This window comes from Actinomadura kijaniata (assembly GCF_014138665.1).
GTDB lineage: Bacteria > Actinomycetota > Actinomycetes > Streptosporangiales > Streptosporangiaceae > Spirillospora > Spirillospora kijaniata.
The window spans coordinates 68,213-84,509 of the sequence record NZ_JACJIA010000022.1; the positions used below are offsets into that span (position 1 = coordinate 68,213).

At 69.5% G+C, this 16,297-nt stretch carries 14 protein-coding genes; 12 read left to right on the forward strand and 2 right to left on the reverse strand.

The annotated features are described in order from the left end of the window. The first annotated feature begins 3 nt into the window (after positions 1-3). The 8 genes from HNR61_RS44480 to HNR61_RS44515 all read left to right on the forward strand — a co-directional run bounded on the left by HNR61_RS44480 (position 4) and on the right by HNR61_RS44515 (position 7,806). Entirely contained in the window at positions 4-909 is a 906-nt protein-coding gene (locus HNR61_RS44480; RefSeq protein ID WP_182849180.1) for an SMP-30/gluconolactonase/LRE family protein, read from the forward strand. A 67-nt stretch (positions 910-976) separates the two neighbouring features. Next, complete coding sequence (locus HNR61_RS44485) at positions 977-1,672, forward strand: CoA transferase (protein WP_182849181.1); 696 nt, start codon at positions 977-979, stop codon at positions 1,670-1,672. Next, positions 1,656-2,537, forward strand: a complete 882-nt coding sequence (locus tag HNR61_RS44490) for an SDR family NAD(P)-dependent oxidoreductase (RefSeq protein ID WP_182849182.1) — start codon at positions 1,656-1,658, stop codon at positions 2,535-2,537. The genes HNR61_RS44485 and HNR61_RS44490 overlap by 17 nt, the downstream gene beginning before the upstream one ends. Positions 2,538-2,579: 42 nt before the next feature. Continuing rightward, positions 2,580-3,788 (forward strand): cytochrome P450, encoded by a 1,209-nt coding sequence (locus HNR61_RS44495; RefSeq protein WP_182849183.1) that lies wholly within the window; start codon positions 2,580-2,582, stop codon positions 3,786-3,788. A gap of 22 nt (positions 3,789-3,810) precedes the next feature. Continuing rightward, a complete protein-coding gene (locus HNR61_RS44500) occupies positions 3,811-4,923 on the forward strand; it encodes an FAS1-like dehydratase domain-containing protein (protein WP_182849184.1) in 1,113 nt (370 codons plus the stop codon). A 33-nt stretch (positions 4,924-4,956) separates the two neighbouring features. Beyond that, positions 4,957-5,256 carry a hypothetical protein gene (locus HNR61_RS44505; RefSeq protein WP_182849185.1) on the forward strand — a complete coding sequence of 100 codons (300 nt, stop codon included), beginning with the start codon at positions 4,957-4,959 and terminating at the stop codon, positions 5,254-5,256. A gap of 29 nt (positions 5,257-5,285) precedes the next feature. Further along, a complete protein-coding gene (locus HNR61_RS44510; RefSeq protein WP_220510543.1) occupies positions 5,286-6,758 on the forward strand; it encodes a class I adenylate-forming enzyme family protein in 1,473 nt (490 codons plus the stop codon). A gap of 13 nt (positions 6,759-6,771) precedes the next feature. Continuing rightward, positions 6,772-7,806 carry an enoyl-CoA hydratase/isomerase family protein gene (locus HNR61_RS44515; RefSeq protein WP_182849187.1) on the forward strand — a complete coding sequence of 345 codons (1,035 nt, stop codon included), beginning with the start codon at positions 6,772-6,774 and terminating at the stop codon, positions 7,804-7,806. 14 nt (positions 7,807-7,820) lie between these two features. Here the strand turns inward: HNR61_RS44515 and HNR61_RS44520 are convergent, their stop codons facing one another. Continuing rightward, positions 7,821-8,453 (reverse strand): TetR/AcrR family transcriptional regulator, encoded by a 633-nt coding sequence (locus tag HNR61_RS44520; RefSeq protein ID WP_182849188.1) that lies wholly within the window; start codon positions 8,451-8,453, stop codon positions 7,821-7,823. Positions 8,454-8,675: 222 nt separating this feature from the next. On the opposite strand from HNR61_RS44520, the gene HNR61_RS44525 reads away from it, so the two are divergent. The 4 genes from HNR61_RS44525 (at position 8,676) to HNR61_RS44540 (ending at position 14,274) form a co-directional block, all read left to right on the forward strand. Beyond that, positions 8,676-10,022 carry an ABC transporter substrate-binding protein gene (locus HNR61_RS44525; protein ID WP_182849189.1) on the forward strand — a complete coding sequence of 449 codons (1,347 nt, stop codon included), beginning with the start codon at positions 8,676-8,678 and terminating at the stop codon, positions 10,020-10,022. Positions 10,023-10,027: 5 nt separating this feature from the next. After that, the gene (locus HNR61_RS44530) at positions 10,028-10,951 is read left to right on the forward strand and encodes a carbohydrate ABC transporter permease (RefSeq protein ID WP_220510544.1); all 924 of its coding nucleotides are present in this window, start codon (positions 10,028-10,030) and stop codon (positions 10,949-10,951) included. A gap of 124 nt (positions 10,952-11,075) precedes the next feature. Then, positions 11,076-11,861: a carbohydrate ABC transporter permease gene (locus tag HNR61_RS44535; RefSeq protein ID WP_220510545.1), complete on the forward strand. Its 786-nt coding sequence runs from the start codon at positions 11,076-11,078 to the stop codon at positions 11,859-11,861. Positions 11,862-11,928: 67 nt separating this feature from the next. Beyond that, positions 11,929-14,274: a beta-glucosidase family protein gene (locus HNR61_RS44540; RefSeq protein ID WP_220510546.1), complete on the forward strand. Its 2,346-nt coding sequence runs from the start codon at positions 11,929-11,931 to the stop codon at positions 14,272-14,274. A 118-nt stretch (positions 14,275-14,392) separates the two neighbouring features. On the opposite strand, the gene HNR61_RS44545 is transcribed toward HNR61_RS44540, so the two are convergent. Then, positions 14,393-15,388: an endo-1,4-beta-xylanase gene (locus tag HNR61_RS44545; protein ID WP_220510547.1), complete on the reverse strand. Its 996-nt coding sequence runs from the start codon at positions 15,386-15,388 to the stop codon at positions 14,393-14,395. Positions 15,389-16,297 lie beyond the last annotated feature (909 nt).

The window sequence follows — 16,297 nt, forward strand, 5'->3', positions numbered from 1 at the left end:
GCCATGAACTCCCTTCCCGCCCAGTTGTTGGCCGGCGGCTTCAGCTGGCCCGAATGCCCGCGCTGGCACGCGGGCCGATTCCACTTCTCCGACATGTACAACCACCGCGTCGTCGCGCTCGACGCGGCGGGCCGGCCCGAAACGGTTGCTGACCTGAGCGAGCGGGACGGGCTGGACGGCGCCGAGGTCGTGCCCGCGGGGTCCGGTCACCTGCCCGACGGGCGCCTCCTCGTGGTCTCGATGTTCGAGAAGGTCGTGCTGGTCGTCACCGAAGGGGCGGACGGAAAGGCGGAGGTCTACGCCGACCTCCGGGATCTGGCCGCCGGCCCCGTCAACGACATGGTCGTCACCGCGTCCGGACGCGCCTACGTGACCCAGCTCGGATTCGACCTGTGGGCGCGGGAGCAACCGGCCCCCTCTCCCCTTCTCATCGTGGAGTCCGGCGGTGCCGCCCGCGTCGCCACCGGCACCGAGCACCTGATGGGGGCCAACGGCATCGCGCTCACCGAGGACGGCAGGACTCTCGTCACCGCCGAGGCGTTCGCCAACCGCCTGACCGCCTTCGACGTCGGAACCGACGGCGAGCTGTCCGGCGGACGGGTCTTCGCCGACATCGGGGACCTGCCCGACGGGATGTGCCTCGACGCGGAGGGCGCGGCATGGACGGCTCTGCCGGTGACCGGCCGCGCGATCCGCGTGGCCGACGGCGGACAGGTCCTCGCCGAGGTGACGGTCCCCCGGTCCGAGGCCGGATCGAGCACCGCGTGCGTCCTCGGCGGAGACGACCGCCGCACCCTCTTCCTGGCCTGCGGCGTCGAGGTCTTCGACTTCCAGCGGTCGCGGGACGGCGCGCAGGGCTCGATCTGGCAGGCCCGTGTCCAGGTGCCGGGCGGCGGGACCCGGCCCTGAGACCGGCCCTGGGACCGGCCTTGGGACCGGCCTTGAGACCTGCCATGACACCCGGAGGAGGGCGACGATGAACAGTCCGCTGGACGGCGGAGGCGGAACGCTGCCGGCGTTCGGAGTCGTCAGCGCGCCGCCCGGCGTCGAGCCTACGGGCAAGGGCCGGGTCGTCGACGCCGCGATGGTCGACGGAGTGACCGCCATGATGGCCATGTTCTACCCGCTGATCGCGACAGGCGGGTGGGCCCAGGAACGCGGCACCAACCTCCTCGACTCGGGTGCGCACTTCTACGCCGTCTACGAGACCTCCGACGGGCGGTACGTGTCGGTCGCCGCGATCGAGCCCCGCTTCTACGACGCGCTGCTCGACGGCCTCGGACTCGACCCCGCCGGTCTCCCGGACCAGATGGACGCGTCCTGCTGGCCCTCGATGAGAAGACGGTTCGCCGAGATCTTCCGCACCCGGACCCGCGACGAGTGGTGCGACGTCCTGGAGCATTCCGACGCCTGCTTCGCCCCGGTGCTCGCCCCGCTGGAGGCACTCGCCCATCCCCACCACCTGGCCCGCCGGACCTTCCAGAACGTCAACGGCGTTCCCCACCCCGCGCCCGCGCCGAGATTCGGCGACGCGGGGCCCCGGCCCATCCCGCCGCCCGCTCCCCGCCCCGGCGAGTACACGGCGGAGGTACTGGCCGAGGCCGGCCTGCCTCCAGCGGAGATCCAGGCCCTGACCACCCCCCAGGGAGCCCACCATGCTCGACTTCACTGACCACGTCGTCATCGTGACCGGCGCCGGGCGCGGCATCGGCCGGGCCTACGCACGGCTGCTGGCCGACCGCGGCGCCGCCGTCGTGGTCAACGATCTCGGCGGTGACACCGACGGCCACCACGCCTCCGGCGGTCCCGCCGCCTCCGTCGTGGCCGAGATCGAGGCGGCCGGGGGCACGGCCGTGGCGAGCGCCGACTCGGTCGCCGACCCCGAGGGCGCCGCGGCCATCGTCGCGACCGCCGTGGCGCGGTTCGGCCGCGTCGACGCCGTCATCAACAACGCGGGGATCTACCGGCTCGGCCGGTTCGAGGACCTGGCTCTCGAGGTGTTCCAGGACTTCATCGACGTCCACTACACCGGCAGCCTGCTGGTCTCCCGTGCGGCCTGGCCCCACCTGACCGCCTCCGGGCACGGACGGATCGTCAACACCGTCTCCGCCGCCATGACCGGCCAGCCGGACATGGCGCACTACGGTGCGGCCAAAGGCGCGATCTACGGGCTGACCCGCAACCTCGCCATCGCGGGCGCGCCCCACGGCGTCAAGGTCAACGCCGTCGCGCCCGGCGCCGGTACCCGCATGCTGCGGCTGGCGGCCCCTGCCCTGCCGCCCGGCACCGTCGAGTTCATGGACGAGCACATGCCTCCGGAAATGGTCGCGCCGATGGGCGCCTACCTGGCCCATGCCGACTGCGCGGTCACCGGAGAGGTCTTCAACGCCGCGGGCGGCCACGTCTCCCGCATGGTCGTGGTCAACACCCCCGGGATCCACGACCCGAAGCTGACCCCGGAGATCGTCGCCGAGCGCATCGACGAGATCACCGCGCTCGACGACGCCCAGCCCGCCGAGCTGCCCCTCCCCGCCTGATCCGGACCCGGCCCGGTCCCCGCCCCGACCTCAGGAGTTCCGATGACAGCCGACTTCCCCTTCGGGCCGGTCACCCCGGCGGAAGGCCAAGCGATCATGCGCGCCATTCGCGCCGACCGGCCGATGACGAAGGTCTCGTTCACCTACGGCGGCGACGCCTGGGTGATCCACCGGCACGACGCGTGCCGGAGGCTGCTCGAGGACCGGCGGTTCGTCCGCAAGCCGTTCGCCGACGGACGCCCCGTCCCCTACCCCTTTGAGTTCCCCGAGTTCCTCACCAAGACCCTGCAGTTCATGGACCCGCCCGACCACACGCGCCTGCGCCGGCTCGTCACCAAGGCGTTCACCATGCGCAGAGTCGAACGGCTGAGGCCGTCCACGCAGGCGCTCGCCGACCGGCTCGTCGACGCGATGGTGGCCGACGGCGCCAGGACCGCCGATCTCGTGGAGTCCTACGCGCTGCCGCTGCCCATCCAGGTCATCGGGGACCTGCTGGGCGTGCCCACCGAAGGACGAGCGAACTTCGTCCAGTGGAGCCACGCCCTGCTGTCCACCTCCGGAATGGAGATGGACGAGGTCATCGGCCACACGACGGCCCTGTACGGGTACCTGGCGGAACTCATGGCCGCCAGACGCGCCGAGCCGCGAGACGATCTGCTCAGCGCGCTGGCGGCCGCCCGCGACGCCGACGACCGGCTCACCGACGCCGAGATCGTGGAGATCGCCATGCTGCTGGTGCTCGGCGGCTTCGACAACACGGCCAACTTCATGGAGCAGGGCGTGCTGGCGCTGCTGCTGAACCCCGACCAGCGCGCGGTCCTGGCCGAGGACGTCGACGGCCGGATCACGCGCGCGGTCGAGGAACTGCTCCGCCACGCCGGCATGGTGATCGACCAGCCCGTCACCGGGGCGGCGGGCCTGGTCCCGTTCGTCGCCGACGAGGACGTCGAACTCGCCGACGTGCTCATCCGCAGGGGCGAGGCCGTGATGGTCGATGTGAGCACGGCCAACCACGACGAGAAGGCCTTCGACGCCCCCGACCGGTTCGACGTGCGACGCCCGCGCAACCAGCACCTCACCTTCAGCCACGGACTGCACCGATGCCTGGGCGCCTCCTTGGCGCAGATGGAGCTGCAGGTCGGCATCGGCACCCTCTTCAAGCGGCTGCCGGGTCTGGCCCTCGCCGGTGACCCCGTCTACCTGGAAGGCGTTCTCACCGGCGGAATGACCGAATTCCCCGTCACATGGTGACCTCCAAGGAGGACGAGCAGGCATGATTCGCACCCTCGGTGAGTTCGAGGCCGCCTACCGAAAGGGTCTCGGCGTCCCCTTGCCCCCTCGGCCCTGGCGCACGGTCTCCGAAGAATGGCTCCAGCGGTTCGGCGACGGCGTGGGCGACCACAACCCGCTTTTCCGCGATCCCGGCTACGCCGAGCAGGCCCGCTACGGGACGCTGGTGGCCTCCCCGGCCTTCCTGTTCTCCATCGAGTTCGGGGCCAACGCCGCGATATGGGGCCACATCCCCGAAGAAGAGGTGGCCACCAAGGATCTCACCCTGCTCTACCTCGGATCCGGGATCGAGTGGCACCGTCCGATCTGGCTCGGGGACCGGGTGCGGGGCGTCGAAACGCCCGTGGAGATCAGGCGCACGTCGATGCCGCAGGTCGGAGAGGCATGCGTCTGCGTCGGACGCACCGAGTACTGGAATTCGCGCCAGGAGCTGGTCGCCACCATGCGGACCAACATGCTGCGCTTCCCCAACCCGGGCCGAGGCGTCGAGTCGACTCCGATCACCGGGGCGGAGCGCAGGATCGCGCCCGACCCACTCGTCTGGGAACGCCGAAGGCGCGGCGGAGAGCCGCTCTTCTGGGAGGACGTCAAGGAGGGCGGGCCGGTCCCGGACCTGCCGAAGGGCACCTACACCACCACCGAGCTGTATCTGTTCGCGCACGCCGTCCTGAGCACCCGGCGTTCCCGCCACGTCGACGAGGGCACCATCGACATGGGCGCCGGCGGCCGGGCCGACCCGGAGTACGCCCGCAGCAACCGCGCGCAGGCCGCCAGCTTCGACTACGGGCCGCAGCGGATCTGCTGGCTGATCCAGGCGGTGACCGACTGGATGGGCGACCATGGCACGCTGCTCCGGCTGGACTCCCGGTTGCGCCGGCCCAATCTCGTCGGCGACACCAACACCGTGCGGGGCTCGGTCGCGCGTGTGCACCGGGACGGCGACGACCTGCTGGCCGAGATCGACGTCGAGAACGTCAACCAGGCGGGCACGGTCACGGCGAGCGGGCGGGCCACGGTCCGGCTCCCCGCCCAGGGCACCGATCTCGCCCCTGCTTTCCCCCAGACGGGTGAACACCGTCCCGGCATGTACGGCTGACCGCACACCACGAAGGAACTCGGAGGACCACAGATGCGACTTCGTCCGGGATCACGGCTGCGCGCCGCCGCGTCCACGGCTGAGATCATCGTTGTCCGGGCGCCGGACGACGAGGTCGACCTGCGCTGCGGAGGCGCCCCCATGCTCGACCACGACGAGCCCGCGCCGACGGCGATCGCCGAAGGCGGGGACGACCTGCTCATCGGCAAGCGCTACAGCGACGCCTCGGGGTCCCTGGAAATACTGGTGACCAAGGGCGGACACGGCGCGCTGACCGTCGGCGACGAACCACTGACCATCAAGGCCGCCAAGCCACTCCCCTCCTCGGACTAGCGTCCATGAACATCGTCACCCTCCTTGAGATGGCGGCCTCCGCGGACCCCGACCGGACCGCGCTCGGCGACGCCGTGACCGGCTTCTCCTACCGCACCCTGCTGGACGCCACGACCCGGCTCGCCGGTCTGTGGGAGACCGGACCGCCCGGCGTCGTCTACGCGACCGTCGCCGACCCCGTCCTGCCGATCGCGTTGTTCGCCGCCGCACGGACGGGACGTCCGTTCGCGCCGGTCAGTTACCGTCTCGCCGACGGCCCGCTGCGCGCCGTGCTGCGCGGCCGCTCGCCGGGCCACGTGATCGCCGACGGACATGCCGCGGACCTGGCCAGGGCCGAGGACGGGCTCTGCGTCTCCACCCCGGACGAGACGATGGGCGCACTCCGCTCCGCGGAGCCGACCACGCGGCCCGCGGCGGTGGGCCAGGACGAGCCCTGCGTGCTCCTGCACACCAGCGGGACGACCGGGACCCCCAAGGTCGCCGTACTGCGGCACCGCCACCTGACCTCCTACGTTCTGGGCTCGGTGGAGTTCCTGTCCGCGGGGGCTGACGAGGCCACGCTCATCAGCGTTCCGCCGTACCACATCGCAGGCGTCGCCGGTCTGCTCACCGCTCTGTACTCGGGCCGCCGCATCGTGCAGTTGCCGAACTTCGATGCGGAGGAGTGGGTCCGGCTGGCGGGCGAGCAGCGTGTCACCCACGCCATGGTCGTACCGACGATGCTGACGCGCATCGTCGCCGTACTCGAACGCGGGAAGCGGAGCCTGCCGAGCCTGAGACACCTGTCCTACGGCGGCGGGCGGATGCCGACACCGGTCATCGAGCGCGCGCTGAACCTGCTCCCCCATGTCGACTTCGTCAACGGCTACGGCCTGACCGAGACGACCTCGTCGGTCGCGGTGCTCGGCCCGGACGACCACCGCCGGGCCCTGGCCTCGGACGACCCGGTGATCCGGCGCAGGCTCGGCTCCGCCGGCCGGCCACTGCCCGCCGTCGAACTGATCGTCCGCGACGGAGACGGCAGGGACCTTCCCTCCGGCGTCCGCGGTGAACTGTGGGTCCGGGGCCCCCAGATCTCCGGAGAGTACTCCCACGGCACCGTCACCGACGCCGACGGCTGGTTCCGCACGCGCGACGGCGGCTGGATCGACGACGAAGGCTACGTGTTCGTCGAGGGACGCCTTGACGACGTCATCGTCCGGGGTGGGGAGAACCTGTCACCGGGCGAGATCGAGGACGTCCTGCTCCAGCATCCCGCCGTGGCCGAGGCGGCCGTCGTCGGTGTACCGGATGAGCAGTGGGGCGAGGTCGTCGCCGCGGTGATCGTCGCCCGCCCGGGAACGGAGCCGTCCGCGGGCGAGCTGCGGGCGTGGGTCGGCGAGCGCCTGCGCTCGAGCAGGGTCCCCGCACGCTTCGCCTTCTGCTCCGCTCTGCCCCGCAACGATCTGGGGAAGCTGCTGCGACGCGACCTGAGGCGCTGGTTCGCCGACACCGCACGCTGACCGGATACCAAGGGTGACGAACGTGCTGGCGAAGGAGCTCCTGGACCGTCTCAACGCCCCTCACGCCACGGCTCCTGACGGTCTACCGGCCGAGCCTTGGCTGACGCTCGATCTGTCGGCGGTCTCCACAGCGGGCGTGGACGTATCCGTGTTCGAGCGTTCGACGGCGAGCGCGCCCATCGTCATCGGAGTGCTCGCCGACGCTCCCACCGGAGCGGCCGTGTCGCTGATGCGGGCGTGCACGGTGACGCTGTCCACCCGGCCACGGCCGGAGCCCCAGGTCGTGACCGTTGGCGACGTGGCCGTCGCGCTCGAGAAGCTGACCTCGGCGATCCAGGCGCACCCGGTCGCCGCCATCAGTCTGGGAAGGCTTCTCCGTCTTCAGGCCCGGCTGCCCGTCCAGGAAGCCCTCGTCGCGGAGTCCGCCCACTATTCGTTCCTGCTCGCCGGAACGGAGTTCGCGACCTGGTTGGCGGGCAGGGACAACCGCCGGTCGCAAGAAACGGCCGACCCCGTCGAGGTGACGCTTGAGCAGGGTGTACTCCGCATCGTCCTGTCGCGCCCGGCCCGCCGCAACGCCTTCAACGCCGCCATGCGCGAGGCGCTCTGCGACGCGCTGGCGGCAGCGGCCGGCGATCCGACGCTCAGGGTGGAGATATCCGGCCGCGGGCCGGACTTCTGTGCGGGCGGCGACCTGGACGAGTTCGGCACGAGCCGCGATCCCGCCGTCGCCCATCTGCTCCGCACGGCCCGTTCGGCCGGACTGGCGCTCGATCGCGTCGCCCACCGAACGACCGCCTTCCTCCACGGCAACTGCATAGGGGCCGGGATCGAGGTCCCCGCTTTCGCCGGACGGGTCGTGGCGCGGTCCGATGCGCGCATCCGGTTGCCCGAGCTGAGCATGGGGCTCATTCCCGGCGCCGGCGGCACCGTGAGCCTGACCCGCCGCATCGGCCGTTGGCGCACCGCGTGGCTGGCGCTGACCGGGGAGACCCTGGGTCCGTCCGTGGCGCTGGACTGGGGTCTGATCGATGAGGTGCGGCCATGACCGCGCGAGTCGGGTCACGGCCCGCTGTCGAGCGCCTCCGGGATCGTCGCCTCAAAGAAGGCGAGCATCGCCGCCTGCATGTCGACCGACGGATCGATGAGCCACTGCAGTTGCACGCCGTCCCACGCGCCGATGAGCAACCTGCTCAGCATGCGTGGATCACGGGAACCGTCGATTCGGCCGATCTGCTGGTCGTAGGCGAACCCCTTGGCAAGCGATTCGGCCTTCTTCCGGTACCTCTCGATGAACCAGTCGTGAGCGGGATGTTCCGGGGCCGACGACTCGGCGGCCAGAATCGCCAGGACTCTGAGCAGCTCCGGCCGTTCGAGGTTGGAACGCACCCTCCCCATGGTGGCGAGGGCGACCCCGCGCTCGACGCAGTCGGCCTCGAAGTCGAAGGCGACGAAACCCGTGCCGACGGTCTGGTCCGCGCGCTCCAGCACCGCTTCGAGAAGCTCGTACTTGGTGCCGAAGTGATGGACGATGCTGGTGAGGCTCAGATTGAGCTGACGCGCGATGTCCCGCAACGATCCACCGCGGTACCCGCTGGCCGCGAACACGGTCGTGGCCGCTTCGAGAATCTCCTGCCTCCGTTGCGCCGACTTCGCGTACGGGCCTCGAACACGAGTGGGCCTGGTCGCGCTCATGCCTGAGACCTTAGCGCGCCAGTCGCGGCCTCCCGGGATCGGTCATCGCGACTGGACACCCGGAACCATCGACCCAACGTGACGATCAAGAGACGCTCCGCCTCGTCATGAGCAATTCACCTCGGGAAAATGTAGCAGGTGTTCGAATTTCGTTGTACCGTCGCCTCACCCCGGCAGGGCCTCGCGAGGAGGCCGCACTCACTCCCACCCCAGGAGACCGACGTGAACGGATCCGAACCGATCAGCAGGCGACGGTTGCTCACGGGCGCGGCGGTCGCCGCCGGTGGCGCCGCGGCGGCGCCCCTGCTCAGCGCGTGCAACGCGGGCTCGTCCGGCAGGTCCGGCGGCAAGGTGGCTCTCACCGTGATGTTCAGCGCCACCGACCTGCCCAAGGAGTTCATCGCGGACTTCGAGGCGAACAACCCCGCGATCAAGATCAATCTCCTGGAGTTCGACGCGACCCGGCTCAACGCGATGCTCGCCTCGGGCAACCCGCCGGACATCACGATCGGCGCCGCCGTGGGCAGCGCGAACACCAGCGCGCGCGGCCTCGCGACCGACCTGACCCCCTACCTGGAGAAGAGCCGGGTATTGAAGAGAGAGGACCTGCAGCCCGTCAACAACAGCTTCCGCTGGGACGGCCACAAGATCGGCCAAGGCGCGTACTACGGCATCGTCAAGGACTGGAGCCAGGACGCGACTCTCTGGTACAACACGGCGCTGTTCGACCAGGCGAAGGTTCCGTACCTGAGCGACTCCCAGCCCACGGACTACGACGAGCTGCTGGCCATCGCCAAGCGGCTGACGGTCAAGCAGGGCGGCAGGACGAAGGTGTTCGGCCTCGGCGTCGAATGGGCCTGGACCCTGTACGGTCCGATCGCGACGATGATCCTCCAGCAGGGTGCGCAGCTGTACAACGGCGACCTGACCGAGGTCGACCTCACCACGGCCGCCGCGCGCCGCGCCTTCGGCTGGTTCGTCGACTTCGGCCGGGCGGGCGTCGGCCCGACCTCGCTGAACCCGCTGCCGGACGGCTCCGACCAGTCCACCTTCAGCGCCGAGCGGATGGCGATCACGCAGGACGGCTACTTCTTCGGCGGCAACTTCGTCAAGGACAAGACGCTGAGCGGCCGCGTCCGGATGGCGCCCGCCCCGATCATGGGCGACAAGCGCGTGAGCCCCTGCTACTCCGGCCAGGGGGCATGGATCCCGGTCAAGGCCAAGCACAAGGACGAGGCCTGGAAGTTCATGGAGTACTACATGGCCGGGCCTCCCGCCGAAACGCGGGCCAAGAGCGGTTGGGGGCTCCCGTCGCTGAAGTCGCTGCTTGCGAAGTTGCCGCAGGAGCTGCCCTACCAGAAGCAGGCCTACTCCGTCGCCCAGCGCGAACTCCAGTACCTGGCACCCCTGCCGGACTCGCCGTACATCACGGTGGACGGGTGGAACGTCACCCTCGACAGGCACCTGCAGCGAGCGATCAAGAACCAGCAGTCCGTCGACGCCGCCTGCGCCTCGGTCACGACCGAGATCAACAGGTTGCTGAAGCAGGGCAGGGAACGGATCGGCTGAGACAGATGGCACGCAACGGCTGGTCCCGTTACCCGCGGAGGCATTTCTACCTGTTCGTCGGGCCGTGGGTGGCGGGCTTCCTCTTCCTGACCGCCGCGCCGCTGCTGTACGCGTTCGCCGTCAGCCTGACCAATTTCGATGGCAGCTCGCCGCGGTGGCGCTGGATCGGGTTCCGCAACTACGTCGAGCTGTTCGGCGACCAGGCCGCCCAGGCGGCGCTCGTCAGAACGATCGGATACACCGCGATGGTGGTTCCGCTCAGCGTCGCCGGTTCGCTCGGTCTGGCCATGCTGCTGAACCGCCGGCTGAAGGCGGTGGGGTTCTGGCGCACCGTCTTCTTCCTGCCGTCGATCGTTCCCATGGTCGCCACGGCCATCATGTGGAAGCTCATCCTGAACCGGGATTCCGGCATCATGAACGCCGTCCTCGACGTCGCGGGGATCCCTCCGATCAGCTGGCTGGTCGATCCGGTGGCCTTCTACGCCCTCGTCATCCTCACGTTGTGGGGCCTGGGCGGTGGCATGGTCATCATGCTCGCCGCGCTGCAGGGGGTGCCCGCCGAACTCGAGGAGGCCGCTCGGGTGGACGGCGCGAGCCGCTGGAGCGTGTTCCGGCACGTCACGTTGCCGATGATCTCCCCGGTCGTCTACTTCCAGGTGATCACCGGCGTCATCACGACCCTCCAGATCGTCATCCAGCCGTTGCTGCTGGCCGAGACCAGCAGCATCTCCACCGTCGGCCAGGTGCCGCAGAGCACGCGCCTTTACATGGTGCAGGTGTACCAGGAGTTCTTCCTCCACAACCGCTTCGGGTACGGCTCGGCCATGTTGTGGGTCTTCTTCCTTGTCATCCTCGCTTTCACCTTGCTGGTACAGCGGTCGAGCCGGTTGTGGGTCCATTACGAGGTCGACAGCGATGCGGACCGTTAGGAGCCGTCCGATGGACATCGGCAAAACCCGTCCGGTCGCCGCGTCCAGGACCGTCACAGGCCGCGGAACGCTGCGCGGGCCGCGCAGGCCACGTCTTGGAAACGGCGCGGCCTACGTTCTCCTCATGGCGCTGTCCGTGGTCTTCGCCGGACCGTTCCTCTGGCTGCTGCTGGCCGCGCTCAAGACCCGCGAGGAATGGGTCTCGGTGCCCGGCAGCGTCCTGCCCGACCAGGTTCAGTGGAGCAACTTCACCCATGCGCTGACGGACGTGAACTTCGCCGCCTACGCCATGAACTCGTTGTTCCTCTCCACGACCTATGCGTTCCTCATCACCCTGTCCAGCGCGGCGGTCGGATTCGGGTTCGCCCGGCTGCGGGCCCCGGGCAAGCGGGCGCTGTTCCTCGTGGTGCTGTCCACGATGATGCTGCCGCAGGTCCTGACGATCCTGCCGACCTATGTGATGTTCTCCCGGCTGGGACTGGTGAACACCTACTGGCCGTGGGTCCTGTGGGGGCTGGCCGCGTCCCCCTACCTGGTGTTCCTGTTCCGGCAGTTCTTCGCGGCGATCCCCCGTGAGCTGGAGGATGCCGCGATCATCGACGGCTGCGGCTGGCCGCGCATCTTCGTCAGGATCTTCCTGCCGCTGTCCCGCCCCGTGCTGATCACCGCGTTCCTGCTCTCGTTCACCTGGAGCTGGGGTGACTACATCGCTCCCGCCCTGCTGCTCGACGTCGACCACACGACGCTGTCGGTGGCCATCGCGTCCTGGTACAAGGACCCGCACGGCAACGGGATACCGACAGTGCAGGCCGCCGCGGCCACCCTCTACATCATGCCCGTGCTTCTGATCTTCTTCTTCGCCCAGCGCCACTTCATCCGGAGCGTGGTCGGATCCGCGGTCAAGGGATGAGAAGCCTCAGAGCGCCGAGCGCGCACCCCGTCGGCTCCGTTTCGAACCAGACGAAGGACATGGCACCGTGACCGGCATCGACAACCTCGTCGCCCGCATGGACCTCGATCAGAAGATAGGCCAGATCCACGGTGTCGTTCCCATGGATCTGGTCGACCAGGCCAAGCTCTCGGGCCCTCCCGCGCCGACGCCGGAACTGCCGACGGGATTCCTGTACGAGATCGAGCGCCTTCCCCTGGTGCGCCCGCACGGAGTCGGGCATCTGTCGCTGGGCTGGCAGCTCAGCCAGGACCTCGAACAGCTCACCCGCGACATCGCCCGGTTCCAGGAGATCGCGCGGGACCTGAACCCGTTCGGCATCGGCGTCCTGGTCCACGCCGAGGGTGTCAACGGCCTGGTCCACCCGCAGGGCCACCAGTTCCCCACCGCCTGGGGACAGGCGGCGAGCTGGGACCCGGCCATCAGCGGAATGGTCGGCGACACAGCGGGTCGGCAGGCCCGCTCGGCCGGCATCCATCTCCTCTTCTCCCCCGTGCTCGACCTCGCCCGCGATCTGCGGTGGGGCCGTGTCCACGAGACGTACGGCGAGGATCCGGAACTGGTCGCCCGGATGGGCATCGGCTTCATGCGCGGCGTCCAGGGCGATGACGGCGAGTCCGGCATCCTGGCGACCGGCAAGCATTTCCTGGGCTACGGCACCTCACTCGGCGCCCTCAACCAGGCCGCCACCCACCTCGGTCGACGGGAACTCACCGACGTGCACGCCGAGCCGTTCCGGCGGGCGATCGCCGAGGTCGGCCTGTCGGTGGTGATGAACTCCTACAACGAGATCGACGGCATTCCCGCGGTCGCCAACGGCTGGCTCCTGAACGACCTGCTTCGCGGTCAGCTCGGCTTCACCGGCCTCGTCGTGAGCGACTACGACTCGATGGCGATGCTGTACAACACCTACCGCACCGCGCCGACCCCGGCTCATGCCGCCGCCCAGGCGTTGGGCGCCGGGGTCGACGTCGAACTGCCCAGTGCTCCGACGAGCAGCGGCCTGCGGACCGTGATCGAGGACGGGACCCTCGCGGAGGAGGTCCTCGACCGGGCCGTCACGCGCGTGCTGGAGGTCAAGGCCCGGCTCGGCCTCGTCCCGGACGTCGGTCCGGCACGACCGAGGACGGTGCCCAAGGCACCGGAGCCCGCTGAGGCACGGGATCGCGCACGTGTCGTCGCCACGGCCGGCAGCACGCTGCTCGCCAACGACGGGATCCTGCCGCTGCGGCCCGGAGGCGCCAGGATCGCGGTCGTCGGGCCCGCCGCGACCGAGATCCGTATCCACTTCGGCTCCTACTCGTCCGTCGCCGACGCCGAGTTCCCGCCGGCCATCTACCGGATCGCCGCCAGTCAGGCGCAGGGCTCCCCCGAGGTGTTCCCGGACCTGTTCCAGACGAAGCTGCCCGGGATCGAGCCGGTCTTCGAGGAGGGGGCCCGCCGGCTGCATCCCGAGGCCGTCACGGTGCTCGACGCCATCCGCGCCATCGACCCCGGCGTGCGCCACCGCGCCCTGGGCAGCCTCACCGCCGGCAGCCCCGCCATCGACGCCGCCGTCATCGATGTGGACGTGGTGATCGCCGTTGTCGGGGAACGCACCGGCTGGGTGGGCAATCACACCGCAGGCGAGGGGCGGACGACCGCCGACCCCGTGCTGCCGGGCAACCAGCCCGAGCTGATCCAGGCGCTGCACGCCGCCGGCAAGCGCGTCGTCACCGTCGTCGTCTCCGGCCGTCCGCTGCTCCTGGAGGCCGTCCACGACGCCTCCGCGGCGATGCTGCTCGCGGCGCTGCTCGGCCCGGTCGCCGGAACGGTGATCGCCGACATCCTCTACGGCGTGAGCGAGCCGGGCGGTCGCACGCCCTCGACGTTCCCCCGTCACCTCGGGCAGCTGCCGATGTACCACGGACATCCCGTGGGCAGCGGCTACGACCACCCGACCATGCCCCGGCACGGCTACGTCGACCTGCGCGACAGCAGCCCGCTCTATCCGTTCGGTCACGGGCTGACCTACACCTCGTTCGCCACCTCGATCGAGGGGGTGCGCGTCGAGGGCGACCATGTCCGCATCCTCGCCACGGTGACGAACACCGGCCAGCGTGCCGGTACCGCCGTCGTCCAGTTGTACGCGCGCGATGAGGCGGCGACGATCGTGCGCCCCGTCCGGCAGCTCGTCGACTTCGCCAGGTCCCACCTGGCCGCCGACGCGACGGCCTCCCTGGAGTTCCTCGTCCCGCTCAGCCGCCTGGCCTACACATGGCCGGACGGCCAGCGCGGGCTGGAAGCCGGCGATGTCACCTTCCTGCTCGGCCTGTCCAGCGCCGACATCCGCGACGAGGCGACGGTCGAGGTGCCCACCCTCGTGCTCACGTGATACCGGCACGCGGCCTCAGAATGATCGATTGCTCTGGGCAACCTAGATCATCTGAGGCCGCGCCGGCTCGCGCCGAGAGAACACGCCGGCCCTGCCCCGGCTCATGGGGAGAGATGGGTCAGTGACGTGCCAGGGCAGCCCACGTGGCGAAGAACGCCGGTTTCGGAACGTACCGATCGTCGAACATCAGCGGCTTCGCACCAGGGACCCAGGTATAGGCGTGCTTGTCGGTGAATCCCCAGAAGCTGATGTCCCGCACTCCGGCCCGCAGCGCCTCGTCGACGAGGCGACCGTAGATCTCGCCCTGCTGCTTGTACTCGGCGTGGTCGGGAAGGGGGGTCAGGTGGACGTCCATCTCCGTGATGGCGACCTCGAGTCCGAGCGCCTTGTAGGACTTCACGATGCCGGTGAGCACACCGGCCTCGGGCGCAGAATAGGTCTCGTGCATCTCGAGCCCGACCCCGCTGATGGGTACGCCCCTTCGCACCAGGTCGGCCACCAGGCCGTAAAGCTCCTGGCGCTTCGCCGGGTAGTACTCCACCAGCGACTCGTTGAGGAACAACTTCGCGTTGGGGTTCGCGGCGTGCGCGATGCGGAACGTCTCGGCGAGGTAGTCCGGGCCGAGAACCCTGTAGAAGTAGTTCTGATCGAGCCCCGTGCCACCGAAGGTGGAGAGGACCTCGGTGGCGACGTCCCACCGGTCCATCTTTCCCGCGTAGCGGGTCATGATTGTTTTGAAGTGGGTGGTCATCGCGGCGCGCAGCCGATCGGGATCCTGGATCTGCTCCAGCCAGGCCGGGTTGCAGCAGCCGGAGATGAGGCCGTGGCCCTTCACCGCCATGCGGTGCTGTTTCGCGAAGGCGACGAGCCGGTCGAGCTTCGTGAAATCGAAGACGCCCTGCTGCGGCTGGGTGAAGGACCACTTGAGCTCGTTCTCCGGCGACAGGCTGTTGAACTGCTGCGCGAGCACCTTCGCGAACCGGGGCTCATCGAGGTAAGCGGGATTGATCGCCCCGGAGCCGATGAGGATCCCCGGCCTGGCCACCCGCTCTCGCAGGCTGAGCACTGTGGCGTTCGCCGACGTGGCCGGCACGAACGCGGTCGCGGCGAGCACGGTGGCGGTTGCGAACGCGCCGATCCTTCGGAGTCCGCGACAGCGGGGGGTTCCTGATCGAGTACGTCGGCGGCGGTGGACCGATGGAGTCGAAGGAGCCCGCGCGCCGTTCGGCATCAGCGGATGTTTCCTCACCGTACCTCCCGTGAAGGTGGATGATCCGACATGGATCCCGGCTGGGTGCGGAGAACGTAACACGAAATTTGTACACCTGTCATACTTTGGAATAACCGAAGACGCGACGGGTCGGTACCTGGGCGTCAGACCGGCTACCACTTGAAAGGAACAAGGGCCAGGACCGGCGCGTCCAGCTCTGCCGCTCCGGGGGCACCGAGGTCGGACCGGGTGGCTCTCTGTCGCACCATTCGGTGCCAGGTCATGTCCGGCAGAGTTTGGTGTTCGGCTGAGGTCGATCAGTGGACCGGGTTGTGATGGTGGCCATGGCGCGTCGTCATGAGCTCACTGATGCCGCCCAGGTGCGGATCGAGCCGCTGTTGCCCGGCCAGCTGTGGCGGAGTGGCCGGTGGATCGGTCATCGCACGGTGCTGAACGGGACCTTGTGGAAGCCGACGACTGGAGCGTGCCGGTCAACTCCACGATCGCGCAGGCCCATCAACAGGCCGCCGACGCCCCCGGCCGCGAGCCGTCCATCACGGCTCTGGTTCTGGAAGCCATCTCAATGATCGGGAGCCGGCGAACCTCCCGCACCGTCGCTCGGCACGGCTGTCACCATCGCAGGCCCTGGAAAGAGAACGCCATGCCGCCGGGCAACCGCGCCGTCATGCCCGGCCACGTACCCGTTGTGAGACAGGCCCCTAGGTCGTGTCCGGTGGATCACGATGTGATCCAGAGCAGGGTGCTGACCAGGGTGACGGCTGCTTGGTAGTGCGCGGCGAGTTTGATGCCCCT